This is a genomic window from Saprospiraceae bacterium, from assembly GCA_016709995.1.
Lineage (GTDB): Bacteria > Bacteroidota > Bacteroidia > Chitinophagales > Saprospiraceae > JADJLQ01.
Window position 1 is genome coordinate 307,792 of the sequence record JADJLQ010000002.1, and the last position, 23,283, is coordinate 331,074.

Sequence of the window (23,283 nt, forward strand, 5' to 3'; positions counted from 1 at the left end):
CGTTTGACAATCTATTTTGAACCAACAACCTAAAATCAATATTCTTTCATCTTTGAGTCCATCCAGATAGTTACCGGTCCATCATTAATCAATGTCACTTCCATCATTGCCCCGAACACCCCGGTTTGGATCTCGAGACCTGACAAAGATTTGATCGTTGCTACAAACGATTCATACAAAGGGATGGCTATCTCAGGTCGCGCAGCTTTGATATAGGATGGGCGATTGCCTTTTTTGGTGGAGGCATGTAAGGTAAATTGACTGACGACCAATATGCTGCCACGGATGTCCATGACACTCAGGTTCATCACCCCTGCTGCATCGTCAAAGATGCGAAGCTGAGCGATTTTGTGCACCAGGTAATGGATATCCTCAGTGGTATCTTCGTTTTCTATACCTATCAGTAGGAGCAGTCCTCCACCAATAGCACCGGTCACCTTACCGGATTCTATGGTGACTTTGGCTTCTTTTACCCGCTGTATAAGTACTCGCATGATGGCACAATGTAGGGATATGATGAATATTATTAAACGGTAGGCAATGGTTATTGTTTGTCGTTAATATTTATGAAGCAATACAACTACGATTGGGATTTCGAAATGCTAAAATCGGTATTACTCTGATACAATGCTTTACCTTTGCCCGGCGATGTCAGACATCATACGACTACTCCCCGACTCCATAGCCAACCAGATCGCTGCAGGTGAGGTCATTCAACGCCCGGCATCTGTGGTAAAAGAGTTATTAGAAAATGCCATTGACGCAGATTCCACCCGCATCCAGTTGATCATCAAAGATGCCGGTAAAACCCTCATCCAGGTAATAGATAATGGCAGCGGTATGTCGGATACGGATGCCCGCATGGCTTTTGAACGGCATGCTACCTCGAAAATCAAAAAGTCTGAAGATCTCCAACATATTCGCACCCTGGGATTTAGAGGAGAAGCCCTCGCATCTATGGCCGCGGTGGCCCAGGTAGAATTAAAGACCAGGTTGCATGACAGAGACCTGGGTACTAAAATCACCATAGCTGGATCGGCGTTTCAGTCACAAGAACCCTGCCAGTCACCTGGCGGTACCAGCTTTGCTGTGTCTAACCTGTTTTATAATGTCCCTGCCAGGAGAAAATTTTTAAAATCAGATCCGGTAGAGTTGCGCAATATCATCGAAGAATTTGAGCACATCGCCCTTGCTTACCCTGAACTGGAGATGACTTGTCACCACAATGACACCGAAGTATACAATTTGCCGAAAGGAAATCTGAGACAACGGATCATCGGAGTTTTTGGAAAAAGTATTGGTGATAAAATAGTCAGCGTAGACGAACAAACGGATCTCGTCAACATTGGCGGTTTTATCGGTAAAGTGGAGGTGAGTAAGAAAAAAAGAGGCGATCAATATCTATTTGTTAATCGAAGATATATCCGCAGCTCCTATCTTCATCACGCTATCCGGGCAGCTTATGAGGCTTTGATCGCGGAGGAGGATCACCCATTCTATGTATTATTTTTGGACATAGATCCTACCAGAATCGATGTCAATGTACACCCCAGCAAACATGAGATTAAGTTTCTGGACGAACGCATCATCTATCAATATATAAGAGTAGCCTCCAGGCATGCTTTGGGCCAGTATGTTCCCTTGTCTTTGAATTTTGATGAATCGAATCCTGGTTTTGATCACCAGCTGTCTCCTGGAATGCATGCTGCGACCATGCATAGGACCACTACCTTTCAAGGAGGGGGCCCTGTAGAAACTCAGCAAGACTGGAGAAAACTTTATGATGGGTTAAAATCACCGGGTAGTCTGCAGGACCAGCCTGCGATGGTCATCAGTAGTCAGATGGACTATGAAGATGATCCATCTGGCCAATCGGTGGTAGATGGACAGATCCACCAGAGCAATATTTCTTCTACGGAACAAAATCAGGGTGGCCAGCAAAAGGTCCCCTACCAAATACACCGGTCGTACATCTTATCTCCGATCGCATCCGGTTTTTTGATCATAGACCAGGAAAAGGCACATCAAAGGATTTTATATGAAAAATACCTAACTCAGATGCAAGACCAACCGGCCCCAAGTCAGAGAACCTTATTTCCAACTACTATACAATATACAGGGGCTGATCAGGTGCTTTTAAGTCAAATGCTGCCCCAGCTAGCGGCACTTGGATTTGAAATAGAACCCTTTGGCCCGACGAGTTTCATCGTGCATGGTATGCCTATGGACTGGAGAGAGTCAGGTTCTATCCATGAATTTTTGGAGACTTTGCTCAGACAAGAAGTCGAAGAATCAGATCAAAAAAAGAATCATCGAGCGTATATAGCCAGATACGTAGCTCGTTATCAAAGTATCAAGCTCGGTCAAAAATTGAGTGAAGAGGAAATGCAATATCTTATAGATCAATTATTTGCATGTAAAGATGCCGAGTGGGGCCCTTTTGGAGGTAAATGTTACTCCAGTATCAGCCTGGAAGAGATCAAAAAAAGAATGGCCTGAAAGGAAGAATCAGAACTCAGAATCAGACAACTTGCCCATTGCCTCCCGAAGCTTCGGGATGCCAATTGCTTATTCTTATCTACGGCTGACTTTGTACCCGATACCAGGTCTGAGTCCTATAGATGCCGGACCAATGTTTTCCCCGTACCCTTAGTTCATTAGGTTTGTCAGGTTCGATCCAGATACTACAACTATAGTCATTACCTGTCACCGGGTCATAGATCCTGCCATTGCTATAAGTATCTTTGACCCTGGAGAGCGCTTCGATGACGATCATACCTTGCAAGGGTTTATCTTTTCGTTCGCCCTTACATTTATCACAAAGCTTTTCCGGCGGTTCTTTTAATAGCTTGGTGATCTTTCCATAGAGCTGACCTGAAGTTTCGTAGATCTCAACATAAGATCGTTCGGCGCCGTCGCGGTCATCCACTGTCTTCCAGGTGCCTGTGACAGATTGGGATTTAAGGGATAAGGACCCGATCACAACAAAGACTAAAAAAAGAAATTTCATATTCGAAAGATATATGGATTAACGATGAAGATTATTATATGTTTTACACGTGAAGAAACAATAATAATTCTATAACTTTTAAAGAATACCATAACCTACTCAAAAATATCTAATCCACCATTTCTCTCTGTCATTTTTAAGCCAATTTATCTAAAGCTTTTACTAAGCGAGTGATGTTCAAATCTATTAATATTCAAAGATATTGCCTCCAGTGATCTAATGATTAATGTTATAAAATTGATCTCTTATTGCCACATTACCAATTAGTTCGGTATTAAACCTTGTATTTTATTATCTTCTTATATAATTTTTTCGACAGTTCTTTTTATATTTCGGTTTTTAAGGACTGCTCTCTTATTACATTATGACCTAGGTAGATTTTAGTCTATAGGGATAATTTCGGGAAAATATTTTGTAAATACATTTTAAAACGAACTCTTAATTTATGAAAGCAACATTTATATTGCTATTGCTTGGCATTTGCTCTTTTTCAATGGCACAGCGCACGATCACCGGTCAGGTCAAAGATGCCGATGATGAGACCTTACCAGGGGTATCCATCATCATCAAAGGGACTAGCATCGGTACGACATCTGATATCGATGGCAATTATTCTCTCACAGTATCTGATGAAGCAACAGATCTGATATTTAATTATATCGGTTACGAAGCTATCACTGTAGCGATCAATGGACAATCTGTGATCAATGTAGTGATGAACAATGTGACAGAATTGCAAGAGGTGGTAGTCAGTGCACTGGGATTCACCAGCAAGCGTGACCGTGCAGGATCTACTTCTTCATCCATTTCGTCTAACGCCATACGCACTTCAGGAGAGACTGGCATTTTAAACAGCCTTGCAGGAAAAGCTGCAGGTGTGAAAATAGCCCGTGCCAATGGAGACCCTGGTGCAGGTACCAGCATCCAAATCAGGGGTGCCAATACGATCGGAGGATCCGCCCAGCCGCTTGTCATCGTAGATGGTGTGCCTCTGTCCAATGACAATTTATATGGTAGCGGTAGTTCACGAAGTGGTGGGGTATCTCAGCAATCACGTTTAAATGACCTTAATCCTGAAGATATAGAGTCTGTGCAAGTGCTTAAAGGAGCATCAGCAGCAGCACTTTGGGGATCCAGGGCCGCCAATGGGGTATTGGTCATCACGACAAAACAAGGCAAGCTCAATCAAAAGATCAATATATCTTATTCATCCAGTTACTCTATAGATGAAGTCAATCGCAGGCACCCCATGCAGACCGTTTTTGGTCAGGGTGCCGCTGGCAAATACAGCCCTACTGCCACCAATAGCTGGGGAGATAAAATCGCTGACCGACCAGGAGGAGAGGATGTGTTGACCACTACCGGCGAATATTTTCTGGGGGACAACGGGGTAAAAGTGTTTCCGATCAAAACCAAAAACTCCAGAGATATTTATGAAGATGCCAATTTTGACGGGGTCTTCCAAAAAGGGAATTTTTTAGAAAATAACCTTACCATCACCGGAGGGAGTGGTAAAACGACTAATTTCTTCAGCATAGGTAATCTTACTCAGAAAGGTATCGTCCGCAACAGTGATTATAACAGATTCACCATGCGGTTTAATAACCAGACTTATTTTAATGATATCATCAACCTGACTACCAAGGCTAATTATATTGCTACGGGAAGCAATAGAATCCAACAAAACTCCAATACAGCAGGATTATACCTGGGATTACTTCGTACACCTCCGGATTTTAATAATGAACCCTATGTAGGCACTCATTTTACCGCTGCAGGAGTAGCGTCACCCGGAAGGCAACGCAGTTATAGAAGATATCTCGGTAATAATATCAATCCTACCTATAACAATCCGCTTTGGACTACCAACGAACAAGAAGCAACTACCAAGGTCAATCGATTCAATGTGTCCTCTAACCTCAATATCAATCCGGTAAAATGGCTCAATTTTGACCTACGAGGTGGTATGGACTCCTATCTTGACAAACGGGTGTATTTTTCACCTATCGGTTCCGCCTCATTTAATAATGGAAGATTGGACAATGAAGACATCTCCAATACCGAGATCAATGTTGATGCAATAGCCCGGGCAGATTTCCCCAAACTGCTGGGAAGTAATATCGGTATGAATGTCACGCTCGGCTATAATATCAATGACCGTCAGCGTAAAGTCTTATACGTAGCTACCAGCAATTTTTTGGTCAACAGCAAAATACAGAATTTTAACAATGGCGTATCGCCGTTTGATGTGTCCAACTCGCTCAATCATATCCGCTCTAATCGTTTATATTCTTTGCTTTCGTTTGATGCCTTCGACCAGTTATTTTTAAATCTGTCTGGTACCCAGGAAGCAGCCTCCTCTATCAGTGGGACTTATTTTTATCCTTCTGCAGACCTGGCATGGCAGTTTACCAAATTGGCTGATTTAAAAAGCAATCTTTTGTCTTTTGGTAAGTTGAGATTGTCCTGGGGACAAGTAGGGGTACAACCTAATCCTTATCGTTTTGGTACTACCTACGAGACTTTTAGTTACAGCACCTATGATGATGCCATAGACATCAACGAATTTGGTGGAGGATTCCGCCTCAACGATGATCAGGGCAACCCATTTTTAAAGCCTGAGATCAAAACGGAATTTGAGATAGGTACTGATTTACGATTCTTTAAAGACCGGTTCAGTATAGGCGCAACCTATTATCGCAATGAGATCAAAGACATTCTCCTTGCAGTGAGTCTTTCGCCCAGTTCAGGATTTTTATCCAAATATGCCAATGCCGGTCGTATGCAGAATCGTGGACTTGAGATCGACTATGGATTTAAACTTTTTGATAAGAAAAATTATGGTCTGGAACTCTATGGTAATTTCAACAATAATAAAAATGAAGTTACTGACCTGGCTGGAGTAGACAGAGTGCCCCTTACGGATCAATCTATCACCTCCAATGCCATCGTCGGACAACCTCTGGGCATATTGTTCGGTAGCCGGGCTGCCAGGACAGCGAGTGGTGCCTTAATCCTTGATGAGCGCGGTTTTCCAACACTCGATCCCGTACAAGGCATCATCGGTGATCCCAATCCCGATTGGAGGGGAGGTCTTGGCCTTAGAGGAAATTATAAAAACCTCAATTTTAATGTATTGTTTGAGACCTATCAGGGAGGTGATTTTGCGGAACGAAGCCGGTTTGTATTAAACAGTTTTGGAACTTATGCTGATGTGGGCAATGAAGTGACTTTGACCAAAGATTTGAAGAATTCTGCTGGTAAAACATTTACCGCTGGAAGTACTGTCAGAGGCAATATTTATAATTATGGAGGTGGAGATGTACTGCAGGATGAAAGCTGGTATACCAGTCTTGGAGGCGGTCTCGGTGGTTCTGCCATCAATGAATTTTCTATCGCCGATGGCAGCTGGACTCGTTTGCGCGAGGTGTCACTGGGTTATAGCATTACAGGACCTAAATTTAAAAAAGCAACCAAACTCAGTTCTATTGATCTTTCGATCTCAGGTCGTAACCTGGTATTGTGGTCAGACATCCTGGGTATAGATCCTGAGGTCAATCAGTCCGGAGTAGACAATGGATTTGGTATAGAATACTTCACCAACCCCAGTACCAGATCATGGGTAGTCTCCTTAAAAATAAATTATTGATCCGAAAACAAATTAAGAACTATTGATTATGAAAAATATACGATTCATCATATTATCTCTATTCATTGCATCTACTTTCAGTTGCGAAAAAGTCGTAGAAGGGATCAATGACAATCCCAACAATATCTCTTCTGACAATTTTGATGCAGGGGTATTATTGTTAAAAGGCATCGAATTGGCCAATATCTCTGTACAGGTAGGCCATCAAAACCGGATCGCCGGTATGTGGAGTGGTCAGACTACAGGTGCAGTATTATTATATAAAAGTATCTACGAATACAACCTTTCCGCTGAAGAGACCGATGGAATCTGGCAAAACGCCTATCAGGGTGTGGTAAAACAAGCAAGGTTGCTCAGGGAGCATACGGCAGGTAGCCCTAAAGCAGCGCAATTATCCGGTATCGCCAAAGTATTGGAAGCAAATGCGATGGGTACGATCGCCAGTTATTTTGGAGATGTCCCTTATAGTGAGATATCCAATGACGAGATACTGGATCCTGTATTCCAATCACAAAAAGAAGTTTTTGCACAAGTGCAGACCTTATTGGATGGAGCTATTACCGATTTGGCCAGCACGACTTCCAGTACCTTAGCAGAAGATCTTCAATTTGCTGGTAATGTCGCCAAATGGGGCAAAGTAGCCCATACACTCAAAGCTCGTTTGTATCTGTATACCCGCGAGTATGACAAAGCTTACCAGGAGGCACTCAAAGGTATATCCGCTACAACTGAAGTGCTTGCCTATACTCCCCCCAATTTAGGTATAGGAAGCCAAAACAATAATTACAAAATGATAGACCAACGGGGAGGTTATTGGGCTTTTGGTGGTACCTATTTGTCCAATCTGCTTACCACTAAAAGGAACAATGCCAAGACACAGGAAGCAGCCCGCCTCACCTATTATAAATTTGATGGCAATGCAGCCAATAACAATAAGGGTATAGCCAAAATAGACCGGCCAATCACCATGGTTGGATACGAAGAAAATCTACTGATGATCGCCGAGACCGCCGCAAGAGCCGGCAAACTTGATGAGGCACTGACCAATCTCAATAAGCTTCGCGCTCACCTGGCTTCAGGCAAGGGATTTGAAAAACTCGTTGCTGCCGATGCCTTAAAATACGATCCTTATGTATTGGACGACTTTGCTGCAGGTGGAATGGAAAATGCGGATGGTATACCTCAGAACAGAGCACTGCTCAGAGAAATTATCGAAGAACGATATGTATCCGGATTTACCCAACTGATGCCGTTTGACGATTTGCGAAGATTGAGTACCAAAGAAAAAGATATTGCGGTCCTGCCTCCATTCAACACAGCTACTGCCTCTAAATATCCTCAACGCTTTATAGTCTCCCAGGCTGAGATCAGTGCCAATGCAAATGCTCCTGCTGACCCGGGTATATTTGCTGAGACAGAAGTAAACAAGTAAGTGTATAGCGTCGACCCTTGTCGATGTTGTTTTGTTTTAAATTGATAGTAGAATAAAAAAACTTTACTTAAAGCTCCTTGATTATTCAGGGAGCTTTTTTGTGTCAAACCGATCATAGAAAAGCACTGTAACTGCAGCTACAGTGATTTTCGGATCATCATTTTTGTTTTACAGGATTGGGTAGTTTTGAATTGGACAGGGTACACCATTTATCAACAAGTTGCAACTCACCGGATAAAGTTAAATTGTCAAATGCAACATTATAGCATTCAAGTATAATATCTGGTTTGTTTTTGTCGAGCGGAGTAAAAGTTAATTTAAGTTTATCTACTATTTTGACGATTCCTTCCTTATTATTCAGAGTCCTGCTGGAATTTATTACCTGGCATTTACTAATTTCATTGAGGTTCACTAGTTGAAAAATAGCTGCCTCTTTTGCGTTCCTGACAAAAAAGAGCTTACGGCTTATTTCGTCTATGCCTATAGAGACATTGTTCCACAAATCAAATTGGCTAAGAGAACAACCATTTTCTTCAACAAAACTGAACAGGGTTTGCAATTGGGCCTTTTGTTTATTGCCACTATTAATTTTTATTATGGCGAAAGGAGTCAATATGATTAATATAATGATAATGCCTACGATGCCTGATGCGATATCCATTTGTTTTTTTATTTAAAATTTTATATATGATTTTGAAGGCATTTTCTAGCTGTAAGCTTATAAATGCAAATACATGGAGTGATCCGGAGATCACTAATAACCTAAAATTTTAAATTACCAGAAATAATGAAAAGGAAAAATCAAAGCAGTGTGGAGCAGGCTGATCGATAGAGTTCTCGAATAGAATGAATATTGAGAAAAATTATTAAACCAATGGCTTTCTTCTGCCCGGGACCACGCAGCAGACTCCTTAAGCGGGTTTTTAAAAAAAGAAGTGGGGATTTTAGCAAAAACAGTGGTCAGCCCCTCTGTTTTGTCTGTATGGCAAAGTGAAACCGAAAAATCCAAAGAACAGAATTGTTCCTTTTCTGAACCGGAAAGCCGGGTATTCTCAAAATTGTCTAAAAATGCTTTGCTACTGTAAAAACTTATAACAAATAAATACAGTAATGAAAAAGCAGATATGGAAATTAACTTTAAAGTCTTTTTCACGCGCCAAATGTAAACTTTTTGGCAACATATCTTTTTGAAATTTTTTCAGGCTATACTAAAGGTTGAAGAGGAGTTTCACTTCAACTCTTGTAGATAGATAGTTAAGTAGCAGTGAAGGTTAAGGAGGAGTTAGTTTCACTCCGACCCTTGGACAGGTAGTTAGGTCGCACTGGAACTTCCCGAACATAGTTCCTCCTTGAAATAACGAAGAAATACTGTTAAGGAGGAGTTTCACTCCAACTCTTGGACAGTAGTTAGGTCGCACTGCAACTGCCGGAACAAAGTTCAACCTGCACCTAATTTTAGCACCACGTTTCTAATATTTGAACCTTGCGCTATTATCTTAACGAATCCAGTTTTTTTGCTAAAGTACCGGCTCCATTTGCTACAAAGACAGAATCCGAACCACAGGCCAAAAACCGGATACCCATGCCGTGATATTTTGGGTAATCATTATTGGGGTCAAAAAACAAAATGCCCGCTACCTTACCAGACTTGTCGGCCGCCTGTACTATGTCTCGCACAGCTTGTAAATACAGGGGATGATCAAACTGGCCAAAAATGCCCATGTCCATCGTAAGATCAGCCGGCCCGATAAAAAGGACATCTACTCCATCTACCCCGGCGATTTCATCCAGATGAAGCAAAGCTTCTTTGGTTTCGATTTGTACGATGCACAATGCATGTGTCCTGGTATCCTGGTAATATTGATCAAATGAGTTACCGAAATCTGTCGCTCTGACCATGATGGCCACTCCACGACGGCCCAAGGGAGGATAATGCAGTCCCTGCACTACTTTTTGAGCTTCTGCAGCATTATTAACCTTTGGACACATTACTCCCAGGGCGCCCATATCCATGACTCTCGAGATGCGAGCAGGCTCTGCACTTTCCACTCTGACGAGAGCGGCAGTACCAGTATTTTTCAGTGCTTGAAGTTGTGCCAGCACATCTTTCTCCGCACCTGCACCATGCTCCAGATCGATCAGGACCCAATCAAATCCGGAGGAGCCTACGATCTCTGCAGTCAATGCACTTCCTAGATTCAACCAACATCCATGGACGGTTTGGCCCAGGCGAAGTCTTTGTTTTAAATCATTCATTTGATACTATTATAAACACATCCTTTGACCTCACAAATTAGATCGTTGGATCTTATGTAATGAAAATGCTGTCTATAGAAAGTAAATGTAATAAATCTGTATGTAGGAAAGAATTGTCAAAATCTAATCCTGTCGTTCACTGACTGTCGATTTTGAATTACTCCTTGCAAAGATTGATCAATAATTTGATGCTTATGATGGGTCTTAGTAATTCTTATCCGTCATAATTCCCTCCATTATATTACCTTAACTTCTTCATTTTTTTCAATATCCCTACACCGTATCAACCATTTTCGAAAATGAAAATATTTTTATTTCCTTATGCACTTTGTATTGCCTCCGGTATCATTTTGCTTACAGCTTGTGCACCCCAAAAAAGTGATCCCAAAACCTGGCCGGTGGTACAACTTCCTGAAGGAGCCGATACGACAAGCGAATATTGGAAAGGAATAGATTTAGAGCCAAAGGCACCGGTAGTGCCTCTTCCTGTCAAAAAAGAACAAGAGAAGTTTCTCCTACCTCCGGGATATAAGATGGAAGCAGTGTTGACAGAGCCCAAAATCGAGCAACCAGCTGCTATCACTTTTGATGGCAATGGAAGGATGTATGTCCTCGAACTTCGCTCTTATATGCTGACAGCTGACTCCAAAGGTACGCTGGAGCCGGTCAGTGGGATATCCAGGTGGGAAGATGCAGACAATGATGGAGTCTATGAAAAAGGTGGCTTGTTTGTAGATAGCCTTGTATTTCCAAGATTTGTTTTACCGGTAGGACCCAACAGTATCCTGACCATGGAATCCAATGCCGACATCGTATATAAGTATACCGATACAAATCAGGATGGCCGTGCTGATAAAAAAGAATTTTTCACAGATAATTTTGGCCGGGCAGGCAATGTAGAACATCAACAGGCATTTTTATATTGGGGTATGGACAATTGGCTGTACAGCACCGTCAATCCATTTAGAGTGCGGGAGACAGCACTCGGGGTCATCAGGGAATCCACTGCTTCTAATCATGCCCAGTGGGGTATCACCCATGATGATGACGGCAAGCTTTGGTTCCAGGGAGGTTCCAATGGACTGCCATCCTACTTTCAGTTTCCGGTACATTATGGTGATTACGTAGTAAAGGATCATAATTTTGCAGAAGGCTTTGATGTGCCCTGGGGAGCGCCAATCCATTTAGCCGACATGCAAGGTGGTATGGGTGCGGTGCGCATGCCCGAAGGCACGCTTAATCGAGTCACCGGAGCCTCCGGCAATGATATATTCAGAGGTCACCGACTACCCCAGGACCTGGTGGGCCAATATTTTTATGGTGAACCTGTAGCCCGCATCGTCCGGCAAATCAATGCTGAAGTAAAAGAAGGACTGACTACGCTCCACAATGTATATCAGGAACAACAATCTGAATTTATTCGATCTACAGACCCATTGTTCAGGCCTGTAGACATGGCCACGGCACCCGATGGTACCATGTATATCGTAGACATGTATCATGGCATCATCCAGGAAGGTGAATGGACCCCGGTTGGATCTTACCTCCGGGCCAAAATAGAACAATATCAACTGGACAAAGTGGTCAGCCTGGGAAGGATATGGAGGCTGACCCATACAGAAATGGAGCGGGACAAAACCAAACCGCATATGTATGATCAGACATCGGCAGAGCTGCTGGCACACCTGGCACATCCCAATGGATGGTGGCGTGATATGGCGCAACAGATCCTCGTGCAACGAAAAGACTCCTCTGTCACTGGTGCTTTGGTCGACCTGGTGCGCAAGAGCAATAAAATTGAAGCCAGGTTCCACGCATTATGGGCGTTGGAAGGCATCGGCACCCTGGAATCCGACCTGGTGAAGGAACAAATGAAAGACTCCAATCCCCGCATGCGCATAATGGCGCTATGGGTGAGTGAATCGCTCTATAAAGCAGGAGACAAATCTTTTGATAAAATCTACCTGGACATGATGAATGATCCGGATATCCAGGTCAAGATGCGGGCTATGATGACCGGAAGATTATTGAAGATACCCGGGACTAATGATCTGGTAAAAAAAGTATTGACCCGGGATACCACTGCAGGAGTACAATTGGTCGGCAAGCAAGTGCTGGAACCTCAGCTTGTGACTTCCTTTTTTGGAAGAAGCAATCCCAATTTCACTAAAGAAGAAAAAGCTTTGGTAGACAATGGCTCTAAAATATACGCCAGTCTGTGTGCCACCTGTCATGGCGCCCTGGGCAATGGGATTTCTGCCGGCCCTGGCAAATTGATCGCACCTTCCCTGATTGGATCAGCCCGTGTGCAGGCGCATCCTGACTATGTCATCAAAACCTTGCTGCATGGAGTGATCGGCGAACTGCAAAAAGAATCTTATGCCGGCATCATGATGGCACCAATGGGCAAAAACTCGGATGAATGGATCGCTTCAGTAGCTTCGTTTATCCGAGCCAATTTTGAGAATGAATCCTCTCCTGTCAGCCCGGCTGATGTCAGCAGGGTGCGTAAAGCCACCAGCAGTCAGACCAAATCTTATAAATTTGATTCATTGTGGGCATCTATACCCAAAGTATTGGAACTCCAGCCAAACTGGAAAGTGACCGCCAGTCATACCGGCAATGTGCGCAAGGGCAGCACTGCCTCCCCACGCGGTGCTTTTACTTTCGAAGGTTGGACCACAGAGAAGCTACAGCAAGAAGGTATGTGGTTCCACATAGAACTGCCGGCTACCAAAAAAATATCTGAGCTTCAATTTAAGTCACCTCAGATCAACAGGGGATTCAGACCGCCGATGCCACCACCCCTCCAAACTTGTCCCAGGGAATATAATCTCGAAGTATCGATAGATGGCAGCACGTGGACTAAAATAATAGATAAAGGAGCAGGTACCGGATCCTCCACGACCATTCGATTTGATCCCATTGAGGCCAGGTATATCCGCTTGACCCTCACCCAATCTGCATCCATCGTTAAGGGTGAACGAAGAGGCCAACCCTTCGATTACATAACCCCCTGGACCATGCGGGAATTTAAAATATTTGCTTTGTAACTGTGATCTGATGACTTGGATTCAACTGCTGTACTCTATATAAGAATCCTGCAGTCACTATGATTTTTCAACCACCATCTCCTTGCGTTCCCCTTTTAGATTGACTTTAAAAAACTTATTGTCTTCTATGAGAATAGCTTCGGAGATCCCCTGGGCATGGGGCACATCCGTATTAAATACTTTGCCGTTAAAATAGAGGCCTACGGTATGCGCGACGATCGTATGGCCCGTAGCGATATATTTAGCGCGGAAAAGTTGTAAGCTGGAATCTACCTGACCTTGTGTAGCACGTTCATTGGCAGGACCTGCGTAATAACCTCTGTACCAAAGAGGACCTTGATCACTAAACATGATCTCAGTCTGAACATTGGGATAGTTGTAAGAGGTATCAGCGTAATACGGCCTTGCCAGGCCATTGATCTCTGTGAGCGACAAACCCATAATGTTTAAATACCGGGATACCCCTCCGTGCATACATAACATATCACCTACCCGCTCGATAATATTTTTGGTCCTCAACCATCTGCCCAACTCTGTATCGTCCCCAAAAAGCGATAAATAGGTACGATTCATCAGCTGCGCATTTTCATGATATTTAGGATGTACATATCGCAGGTCAGCATTGAGATTCATCACTTCGTGATTGCCCAGGATAAAATGTACATATCCTTTGGCCGCATTGGCTTTATCTTCGAGAGAATAGATCAACCATAAGACTTCATTGAGTTGATTTCCACGATCAAAAAAGTCACCAGTCAATACCAGATGGCCTTCACCAAATGTCCAATCCAGATTTTCATCTATGACACCGTTGGCTTGCAGTAAAGTCCTGAATGCTTTAAAATTGGCTTCTATATCAGAGACGATAAATTGTTTTTTTACCTTGTTATACTCTGCTTTTTCATTTTCAAGCTTGGATTTAAACTTGACGACAAAGTTTTTTCCGGCCTCATCAGTCGGTACTAATAATTCAATTGATTTTTTCGAAGAAACAGCAAAACTATCTGCGCCTACATATTTTTTACCATTGCCATCATGATAGATGGTAGTCACCACTATTTGTTTGTCACGATAGTTGACATAAGGGCCATCAGCAATGGATGGTACTGTATTAGAGCTCCACAAATTGGTAAAGAATAAAATAATAATGCTGGAAAAAAATAATTTCATCTTAATCATCACAATATAATCAACAAAAACCTTTTTACAAAAATTAACCTTCAAAGATTAAAGTTTTCTTAAGGTGTGACGCCACTTCTATGGCACATCGGACACCGGATCATTTTTTTAAACTCTTAAGATATGCGATGCTTTGAGGTACCTGGCCCTGCATATTGCTGCTTTCATCTTCTATAAAAAAATGTTTGATGCCTAATTTGTTGGCTTGTTTGACGATACCAGGTATATCTATTTCTCCTGTACCGAGTGGGACATCATTCTCCGGAGAGGTACCACCTGTAAGATCTTTTTTCACCCCTTTGCGAAGATCTTTTAAATGGACCAGCTTCCAACGTTCTTTATATTTTTTTAAAAGCTTCACAGGATCACCTCCACCAAACTGTGTCCACAGCACATCCATCTCAAAGGATACATCATCCGGATTAGTGTTTTTTATGATGTAGTCTAGCAGCGTGCCTTTTTCGTAAGGCCCGAATTCATAGCCATGTACATGATAACAAAAAGTGAGTCCTTGTTCCTTCAATATTTTTCCGGCAGTATTAAAATCTTCAACTGCTTTTTTGGCATTGTCCAGGTTGAATGCACCTTGGTGCGGTATCCATGCACACATCACATATTGCGCCCCGAGTGCTTTTGCAGTTTGAGCTATTTTCATAGGATCTTTTACAAGTTGTTCATAACCCGTACCCGTGGATGGAATACTGATTCCTCTGTCATTGCAAAGTCTTTTAAAATCTTCCGGCGCTATACGACCACCACCGCCTTCAATCTCCGTAAATCCCATCATAGCGATGGTATCCAGCGTCTTCTCCATGCTGTTGGGAAAACTTCTACGGAAAGTAAATGCCTGTACTCCAAACGGAGCTGTATAAAGTGATTTTGATTTTTGAGCCGCCAAATCTATGGAAAGGATACAGCAGAAACAGGTACCCAGGATTAATAATGATATTTTTTTATTCATGATGGTTTTGTATTGAATGCTAAAGTAATGATTTGTATGGTGCTATCCTCCCTGCACCAACTCCTAAGCTGCTATATCAGTAATGATTTATATGTGCAGCCCTTCCCGGTACAGGCGACGATCCAGGGTCCTGCAACCGTATTCTCCGTATCTGTCAGACTAAGTAAGCGCTGGGTCAGGATCAGATTAGAATAACGTTGGCGTTGCTGGATCAGAAAGAACCCAGTCTGCCGGTCAAACTCAAACTGCGTATCGAAGGGGATGGATATACGTTCGCTTCGGGCACCAAAGTAGCCACCTTACCGCTCACACCCCACTCGCCACCTTAAAAATAAACAACACATACAGACATAAAAACAGCAGCCCCTCCCATACCGATATTTTTTTGTCCTGGGTAAGTAAATAAAACAACAAACCACTCGCCCCCATCATCGGCAGGGAAAATATCAATAAGCTATGAGGCACGGTTATCGTGCCGAAAAGCCCTGCACCACTTGGAATGACCAGGGTATTGAAGACACAAGATCCCAATACATTGCCCATAGCGAGCTCAGCCTTGCCTCTGCGTATAGCTGTGATATTGACTGCCAGTTCCGGCAGGGTGGTGCCTATGGATAATACCGTCAGGGCAATGATGGCAGGTGGAATAGCCAGGGCATTGGCCAGGTGCTCTAATGATTGTACTGTATAATTTGCACCATAAAATATGCCAATGGCCGTTACCACGATTATTCCCAAATATTTGATAGGAAATTTTTCACGAAGTGATTTGTCCACCAACAATTCATTACTAGTCTTTGATTCTCCTTTGATTAGGTAGATGGAATAAATGATAAAAATGAATATCCCTATTATTGCTTCTGAGAAAACAATGGTGCCATCATAGGCAATCATCGCAAAGTATACAAAACTGCCTAACAAAAAATGTAAGTCGATGTAGAGATAGTCACTCAATAAAATAATATTTTTTTTATTGAGTACTACTGCGAGTCCGGTGATGAGCAAAAGGTTAGAGATATTGGCCCCGATGATATTGCCCGGCACGATCTCTGACAATCCATGTTGCACAGACAATACGCCGGATATCAGTTCTGGTAGAGAGGTGCCTATACCCACGATGAAAATACCAATGACAAAGGGAGGCAGACGCATCCAGGTTCCGATGACTTCCGCCGCTTCTGTAAAATATTTTGCCGCTGCCAGCAGGGTGACCAGGGCAACAAAAAAAGTAAGAATATCTACTAACATATGGAAAATGTAGAAACCGTTTCAGCACAGTAAGCGCCAAAGCTAATAAAAAACAGTTATCACGAGGACTATATGGTGGGGAGCGGATGCCTTTTAACCTCAAACATATCATTCCTCCTATCCTTGAGATTACGTACGCTGCCAAATTGATTGAGTTCCCGCAGAAGGTCCAGGTCAACATCCGCGATCACGATCATTTCAGTGTTGGGGGTGGCTTCTGCTTTGATCCCATTGGTAGGAAAAGAAAAATCGCAGGGGGTGATGATCATCGACTGGGCAAATTGGATATCCATATTGTGTACATTGGGGAGATTGCCCACACTGCCCGCAATAGCTACATAACATTCATTTTCGATCGCGCGCGCGAGGGAGCAGTGGCGAACACGTGAATACCCGTTTTGAGTATCAGTCAGAAACGGAACAAAGAGTATGTCCATGCCTTCATCTGCCAGCAATCGACTGAGCTCCGGAAATTCTGAATCATAACAGATCAGTATCCCGATCTTGCCACAGTCTGTGTCATAAGCTTTGAGCGTATTACCTCCCTGCATACCCCAGACCCTGGATTCGTCGGGAGTGACATGGATTTTCTCATATCGGTCGGTGGTACCATCCCTGCGACAGAGATAACCCACATTGTACAGCCGGTCATTTTTCATCTCCGGCATGCTGCCTGTGATGATATTGATATTGTAAGAGATCGACAATTCTGAAAATCTCCTGACGATTTCGGGGGTATGTTTGGCCAGCTCCCTGATCGCCTGGGACTCGGACAGGTGATTGTTTTCTGCCATCAGCGGAGCATTAAAAAACTCAGGAAATAAGGCGAAGTCTGCCCGATAACCCGAGACCGCATCTACAAAATATTCTACTTGCTGCATCAGCTTGTCGAGACTGTCATAAGGTCGCATCTGCCATTGGATCAGCCCGAGTCGTATATCTTTTTTTCTTGATGTTAATTGGGTAGCGGGTTTTTCATAGTAGATATTGTCCCACTCCAATAACACGGCAAACTCATTGGATGCTTTGTCACCATCCAGGTAGCCTTTGAGTATTTTGACCGGGTGAAAATCATTGGATATTTGAAAGTTAAGTACAGGATCATGGATCTCTTTTCGCTTCACTTTTTCTATATATTCTTTAGGAGTAATGGTATCTGCGTATTTGTGATAATTAGGTATGCGTCCACCGAAGGCTATGCCTTTGAGATTTAATTTTTCACAAAGCTCCTTCCGGTAGTCATACAATCGGCGTCCCAGTCTGAGTCCACGATATGCTGGTTTGATAAACACATCGATGCCATACATCACATCCCCCAGGTCCGTATGGGTGTCAAAAGTATATCTGCCGGTGATTTCCCGATAAGTATGTTGTTGCTCAAAACTGTCATAATCGATGATAATTGCTAACGCGCAACCTGCGATACGATTATTGATTTTTATGATGACCTGACCTTCGGGAAATTTTTCAATCAAGGTACGGATCTGGTGCTCCCGCCAGAAGGCATCAGGCATCGTGACATAGGACTCGATCATGACGGTTTTGAGTTCGTCATAATCTGCCATGGTGAGCAAGGTCAATTCGATATTTTCTATTTCTTTCATATAGTAGTTTAGGAGAATAAATAATCCAGATCAAGACAGAATCCAAATAGAACAAGTTGTAGGAAGATGTATTAATACCATGATCCCTCAACACAGGAAATAAACAAGGACTCTACACTGGAAGCTGCAAATTTACGTATAAATTAGGGGAGCTAAGATTTTACCCTATCACGTGTGTATGTGATCATGGCACTTTGCATACCTATTTTCCCCAGCAAGGATGTGGTGAAAATCAAATTTATTTTGTGCAATCAGTCATAGTCACCGATGCCTACTCTATTGAAATGTCCATTTTTATAATTTCGTTGATGTTCTATAATTTCCCCCAGGTCCTGCTTGATTCTTTAATATGAATGGGTATCTTACCTTCACCAATAAATGTTATTGAATGATGAATTATAAGTATTTGCTTTTTGCCACTTTGATACTGACTTCTTGCAGAGGAGTACAATACCTGGCCAGGCAAGCTGCCCCAGGAGCTACTTATGCTGAAACCATCGATACCAAATCAAAACCTATCACCTTTCAAACCAAAAAAATATACCATACACCTTTTGGGGTCAGTGCAACCAATCAATTTGACGGGGCACGGCTATGTGACTTTATAGCGATCAATGATTCGACCTACCGCATCGTATCTACTCCCGAAAACGAACCCATCAATCCCAGTCCCTGGTATGCATTCAAAATCTGGTCGAATATACCAAGGGAAGCGACGCTGGTATTTGACTATGGAGATTTTGCACACCGGTATTTTCCCAAGACCAGCTCGGATGGACATCATTGGATGGCTATAGATTCGGCTCAAATCGACTCGATCGATGGCAAGACTACCGCCAGATTTTTTTTAACCAAAGACACTACCTGGATCGTGGCCCAGGAATTGTATACCGAGGCCGAACTACGCTCCTGGATGAATGCACTCCAGGCTGCTCATCACCAGACAGTGGATTATGGTATCGCCGGTAAAACCAAACTAGGCCGCGACCTATATTATATGGATCTCGGGGAGAAAAAAGCCAAACACAAAGACCTCATCATCTTGCTCAGCAGACAACATCCACCGGAGGTGACCGGACAGTTTGCCCTCAAAGCCTTTATCGACGGTTTGTTTGATTCTCCTGCCTTGGCTGAGGCTTTTTTTAAAAGACACAATGTCCTGGTCTTCCCCATGATGAATCCGGATGGAGTGGCACTGGGTCACTGGCGTCACAATGTCGGTGGTATCGACCTCAATCGCGACTGGGCCGTATACAACCAACCGGAGACCCGCGTCATCACCGATTTTATCAATCACTATACCTACAAAAACCGCAATCGGGTCGTCCTGGGACTAGACTTTCACTCTACCTGGTCTGATGTATACTATACCAATCTCAGCGATTCTGCTTCGGTCATCCCCAATTTTACCAAACAATGGATCGACAGCATCAAGTCAGGTCTCGAAGGCTACCAACCCAGGGTAGCTCCTTCCGCCCTCAGGCAACCGGTCTCCAAAAACTGGTTTTATGTACATTTCAAGGCCGTCGGTATCACTTACGAGATTGGAGATGATACTCCGAGGGATTTTATTGATAAAAAGGGGAGATGGACGGCGAAGAAGATGATGGAGATTTTGATGGAGTGAGTGGGGGGAGAACTAACAAATAGGAAGTAAGATTTTGAAATTTTTTTAAAAAAATATCTTGATAAAGTAGAAGACATCCAAGAATCCCTCACCGAAGCATGGCGACAATACACCACTTGATTTTACAGATAGAGCGAAGCAGTAGGCAAATAAATAGGATTTTGAAAACAGGGTATATTTGTACTCATATAAGTACTTAATTATGATAGTGGCAAATTTTAGCGAACTCAGAAATTCCTTAAAAAAATATCTAGATGAGGTAGAGGACAATCAAGAAACCCTCATAGTCAAAAGAGGTACAGGCAAAGGCACTGTTATTATTTCTTTAGCTGAATACAATTCTATCATGGAAACCATGTATCTATTAAAATCCAGGAAGAATGCGGATAGAATATATGAATCTATTCAGCAAATACAAAAAGATCATAGAGTAGTTAAAAAATTAAGCGATTTTAAGTGAGAATAATTTTTTCTGAAAATGCCTGGGAAGACTATCTTTCATGGCAGCGAAGAAAAAATAGGTTATGAACAAAGCTTTAGGAATATGTTTGATATCAGTTGGTACTGTATCTTTTATTTTGAGCTTATTTGATGGATATAAGAATGGCTTTGGAAGATATTCTTTTGGAAGGAATATTACTGGGAGTATTAGCTTGACAGTTATAGGGATTCTATTATATTTTGGATTAATGAGTTAATGTTTGCTTGCCATATATCGATTTTCAAACAAATAGTATCCTACCCCTTTATTTATTGGTTTGGGTAGCTTCATTGTCATTGATTGCTTTGTTGAAATGGTACAATTAAAGTTTGATTTGGCTGGTTTGTGGTCAAGAAGGATTGATCATGAGCACAGGATTATTTATCAAATTGTAGGAAAAAATCTGTTCATCAATGGATGCAGGTACCATGATGATAAGTAAGAAATAAGAAACCCTTTCCGACTTCACAATTCCCCCCTTAGCTCCTCGGTCCATACCTCACCTCTGCACCCCCACTTTCCAACGCACCTAAATCCGGAGCTTTACCGTGATACCCATCATTGACATTAGGCAATAAACAGCCTGCATCAATTGCTTTGCTAGTTGATTTTAAACGGAAGTCATAACCTGAACGTTGATAGATATGACCCTTGAGCTGTGGATCTGGCAAGGGCACCTGCATAAAAATTTCAGTGCCGTTTAATTCTATGCCGTGTTTTTCAAACCCGGTGCGCCGGGCAAACTCGGCCAGGGTCTTAGCTTCCTGCCAATCGAGTTCCCGTTCATCCGCTTGATTCAGCGAATCTGTGTGTGGATATTTCAACCGATAATTGATCTTATCATTGATTTTTTTTCGATAACCGTTGTAATCTAGGGTAGAATAATTGGTAAATGTCGTTCCAGACAGAGCTGCCCGCTCATCATCCGGTCCGATAAACAGATTATTCCTGAAATGTCCGTTAGAGAAATTGCTGATAGCAGCTTCGGCAATAAAGGTATTGTGATAAGTCAGGATACCGGCGGGTCTCACTGTATATTTTAAAGCAGTACCCGGCACATGATAGCAGATATTGCGCATAAAATATACCGGCCCGCCAAACATCGGCTGGGCACTCAGTGCAGAATGATAGGAATTGAATCCCCGGTTTTCAAACACGCGGATGTTATGAACGCCTCCGTCGGCTTCTATAAAATCGTCAGAAGTATTAAAAATATCATTGCCATAGATATCGATGGACACACAGGTTTTGCCTGCTTCCGGCTGACCATGAGTATCTACACAGATCCCATCGTGGAAAAAGGAAATGGCATTGTGACAGATCACATGACTCTGACCATAGACTTTGATAGCATAATAGGAGGTCAATACCTCAGGCTCCGCAAATCCATACCAACCAATCAGGGTATCCTTCGGGTGTCGTCCGATGATGGTGTTGTCAGCGATATAAAAATCTTTGGAGTCCTCGCTGTAAGTGACTACTGCAATACCTACATCTCTGATCTGGCAGTTTTTGACCGTGAGTCCTTTGGAACCCATCACGTGTTTGAGTCCAGCATAAAAAGCAATATCCGTATTCTGTATGGTGATCCCCTCAAAATAGTGGTAGTCGGCAGCCATCACATCAAAGAGTCGATAAGCCCCATCTCCATCGAAGATGACCTCGCCATCACCGGCTGCTTTGATCACAATAGGCCTGTCGGGGGTACCTTTTTGAGTCAGTACATAGGTGCCGTGGAAATCCAGCGCCAGGTCATCAGCATATCGTAGTCGATGCGCCTTGTACGTGCCCGCGTGCACGAGGATGATATCGCCTGGCTGTACCCGGGCTTCGGGCACATTCCACCAATCGCCGGTATTGCCTTCACCATAATAGGCGGCATTGAGCCCGGTGAAGGAAGGGCTGATTTTCTGCCCTGTATAACCCGGAGGATATACATGATAGGTCTGTCCCAAAGGGTAGGGCTGAGGTTCGGATTTGGTTGTGACCGTAACTGTTTTGATCGAATCACCTTCTATGCCATCCGGATCATTCAAGACAAATCTGCATTCGTAGTTAGTACCCTCCTGTAAGTGAAAGATAGACCCTGCAAACATAGGCTCCGTAGTATAGACCCATCGCTGATCATGACCATATATTTTTTCATCTCCGATACGAAGCAAAGGCAGTGCCGACTGCCATACTTTGTCCCCAGATCTACGATAGGATACTGCTACACTGGCATTGCGATTTTCGTCACCCGAGATAGTCCATTCGAAGCCTGCGCAGACAAGTGTCGGGGGTTCGATGATAAATTGATTGGTTTTGGTTTTGTTCTTTACGGAAGATGCTGTATACGGTGACTGATTTAACGAAATAAAATGCAGTATCAACCATATCATTGAAATTATCATTGGCATAATCTGAGTGGAAAGTTTAGATGTTAAAATTAGTGTTTTATATTTTGGAGTGAAAGATTTAGACTGTTTCAATGTTAAGCAGGAGGTTTTCCCCCTGCAGAGTTGGTAGGGAGTCGACTTAGCTAAGTTTGAAATAACCATTTTTTCTACCCCCTACCCTCTCCGAAGGGGGAGACGGATACGCTTGGTATTGGATATGGATTTAATGGCGGTGTTCTAGCGTTTGTGCTTTTCTATTTTCAGAATTAGTCTATGAAAATAAAATCCTGTATAATATTAATGGTTCTTTTTTTCCACCCCGACCCACTCCGAAAGGGGAGACGCACAAGACTTGACAAAAGATTAACCATACGGACTGTTTGATTGATTATATTTGAAGTTCAG

General features: G+C 42.9%; 18 protein-coding genes. 8 read left to right on the top strand and 10 right to left on the bottom strand.

The window, feature by feature from the left end:
• Window positions 1-35: 35 nt before the first annotated feature.
• Window positions 36-494, bottom strand: coding sequence for a D-tyrosyl-tRNA(Tyr) deacylase (locus tag IPJ09_15765; GenBank protein MBK7372862.1), 459 nt, complete (start codon window positions 492-494; stop codon window positions 36-38).
• A gap of 154 nt (window positions 495-648) precedes the next feature.
• Between IPJ09_15765 and mutL the strand changes: the two genes are divergently transcribed.
• Window positions 649-2,499: a DNA mismatch repair endonuclease MutL gene (gene mutL, locus IPJ09_15770; GenBank protein MBK7372863.1), complete on the top strand. Its 1,851-nt coding sequence runs from the start codon at window positions 649-651 to the stop codon at window positions 2,497-2,499.
• A gap of 79 nt (window positions 2,500-2,578) precedes the next feature.
• Here the strand turns inward: mutL and IPJ09_15775 are convergent, their stop codons facing one another.
• Window positions 2,579-3,010 carry a DUF2147 domain-containing protein gene (locus tag IPJ09_15775; GenBank protein ID MBK7372864.1) on the bottom strand — a complete coding sequence of 144 codons (432 nt, stop codon included), beginning with the start codon at window positions 3,008-3,010 and terminating at the stop codon, window positions 2,579-2,581.
• Window positions 3,011-3,455: 445 nt separating this feature from the next.
• Between IPJ09_15775 and IPJ09_15780 the strand changes: the two genes are divergently transcribed.
• Together IPJ09_15780 and IPJ09_15785 are read left to right on the top strand one after the other, a co-directional pair.
• On the top strand, window positions 3,456-6,659 hold the full coding sequence (locus IPJ09_15780; protein MBK7372865.1) for a SusC/RagA family TonB-linked outer membrane protein: 3,204 nt from the start codon (window positions 3,456-3,458) through the stop codon (window positions 6,657-6,659).
• Between the two features lie 28 nt (window positions 6,660-6,687).
• Window positions 6,688-8,091, top strand: coding sequence for a SusD/RagB family nutrient-binding outer membrane lipoprotein (locus IPJ09_15785; protein ID MBK7372866.1), 1,404 nt, complete (start codon window positions 6,688-6,690; stop codon window positions 8,089-8,091).
• Window positions 8,092-8,248: 157 nt separating this feature from the next.
• Here IPJ09_15785 and IPJ09_15790 read toward each other — a convergent pair whose 3' ends face one another.
• The 3 genes from IPJ09_15790 to IPJ09_15800 form a co-directional block, all read right to left on the bottom strand.
• Window positions 8,249-8,752, bottom strand: a complete 504-nt coding sequence (locus tag IPJ09_15790; protein ID MBK7372867.1) for a hypothetical protein — start codon at window positions 8,750-8,752, stop codon at window positions 8,249-8,251.
• A gap of 114 nt (window positions 8,753-8,866) precedes the next feature.
• A complete protein-coding gene (locus tag IPJ09_15795; GenBank protein ID MBK7372868.1) occupies window positions 8,867-9,244 on the bottom strand; it encodes a hypothetical protein in 378 nt (125 codons plus the stop codon).
• Between the two features lie 338 nt (window positions 9,245-9,582).
• Window positions 9,583-10,347, bottom strand: coding sequence for a 2-dehydro-3-deoxyglucarate aldolase (locus IPJ09_15800; GenBank protein MBK7372869.1), 765 nt, complete (start codon window positions 10,345-10,347; stop codon window positions 9,583-9,585).
• Between the two features lie 299 nt (window positions 10,348-10,646).
• On the opposite strand from IPJ09_15800, the gene IPJ09_15805 reads away from it, so the two are divergent.
• On the top strand, window positions 10,647-13,400 hold the full coding sequence (locus IPJ09_15805) for a discoidin domain-containing protein (protein ID MBK7372870.1): 2,754 nt from the start codon (window positions 10,647-10,649) through the stop codon (window positions 13,398-13,400).
• A 57-nt stretch (window positions 13,401-13,457) separates the two neighbouring features.
• Here the strand turns inward: IPJ09_15805 and IPJ09_15810 are convergent, their stop codons facing one another.
• On the bottom strand, window positions 13,458-14,570 hold the full coding sequence (locus IPJ09_15810; GenBank protein MBK7372871.1) for a metallophosphoesterase: 1,113 nt from the start codon (window positions 14,568-14,570) through the stop codon (window positions 13,458-13,460).
• A gap of 109 nt (window positions 14,571-14,679) precedes the next feature.
• On the bottom strand, window positions 14,680-15,540 hold the full coding sequence (locus IPJ09_15815) for a sugar phosphate isomerase/epimerase (protein MBK7372872.1): 861 nt from the start codon (window positions 15,538-15,540) through the stop codon (window positions 14,680-14,682).
• 36 nt (window positions 15,541-15,576) lie between these two features.
• On the opposite strand from IPJ09_15815, the gene IPJ09_15820 reads away from it, so the two are divergent.
• Entirely contained in the window at window positions 15,577-15,735 is a 159-nt protein-coding gene (locus IPJ09_15820; protein ID MBK7372873.1) for a hypothetical protein, read from the top strand.
• A 111-nt stretch (window positions 15,736-15,846) separates the two neighbouring features.
• Here IPJ09_15820 and IPJ09_15825 read toward each other — a convergent pair whose 3' ends face one another.
• Window positions 15,847-16,788 carry a sodium:calcium antiporter gene (locus IPJ09_15825; protein ID MBK7372874.1) on the bottom strand — a complete coding sequence of 314 codons (942 nt, stop codon included), beginning with the start codon at window positions 16,786-16,788 and terminating at the stop codon, window positions 15,847-15,849.
• A 68-nt stretch (window positions 16,789-16,856) separates the two neighbouring features.
• The gene (locus IPJ09_15830; GenBank protein ID MBK7372875.1) at window positions 16,857-18,392 is read right to left on the bottom strand and encodes a bifunctional GNAT family N-acetyltransferase/carbon-nitrogen hydrolase family protein; all 1,536 of its coding nucleotides are present in this window, start codon (window positions 18,390-18,392) and stop codon (window positions 16,857-16,859) included.
• 388 nt (window positions 18,393-18,780) lie between these two features.
• On the opposite strand from IPJ09_15830, the gene IPJ09_15835 reads away from it, so the two are divergent.
• The 3 genes from IPJ09_15835 (at window position 18,781) to IPJ09_15845 (ending at window position 20,942) form a co-directional block, all read left to right on the top strand.
• The gene (locus tag IPJ09_15835; GenBank protein MBK7372876.1) at window positions 18,781-20,019 is read left to right on the top strand and encodes a hypothetical protein; all 1,239 of its coding nucleotides are present in this window, start codon (window positions 18,781-18,783) and stop codon (window positions 20,017-20,019) included.
• A 202-nt stretch (window positions 20,020-20,221) separates the two neighbouring features.
• Window positions 20,222-20,479, top strand: a complete 258-nt coding sequence (locus tag IPJ09_15840; GenBank protein ID MBK7372877.1) for a type II toxin-antitoxin system Phd/YefM family antitoxin — start codon at window positions 20,222-20,224, stop codon at window positions 20,477-20,479.
• 334 nt (window positions 20,480-20,813) lie between these two features.
• Complete coding sequence (locus tag IPJ09_15845; GenBank protein ID MBK7372878.1) at window positions 20,814-20,942, top strand: type II toxin-antitoxin system YoeB family toxin; 129 nt, start codon at window positions 20,814-20,816, stop codon at window positions 20,940-20,942.
• Window positions 20,943-20,979: 37 nt separating this feature from the next.
• Here the strand turns inward: IPJ09_15845 and IPJ09_15850 are convergent, their stop codons facing one another.
• Window positions 20,980-22,881, bottom strand: a complete 1,902-nt coding sequence (locus tag IPJ09_15850; GenBank protein MBK7372879.1) for a hypothetical protein — start codon at window positions 22,879-22,881, stop codon at window positions 20,980-20,982.
• Window positions 22,882-23,283 lie beyond the last annotated feature (402 nt).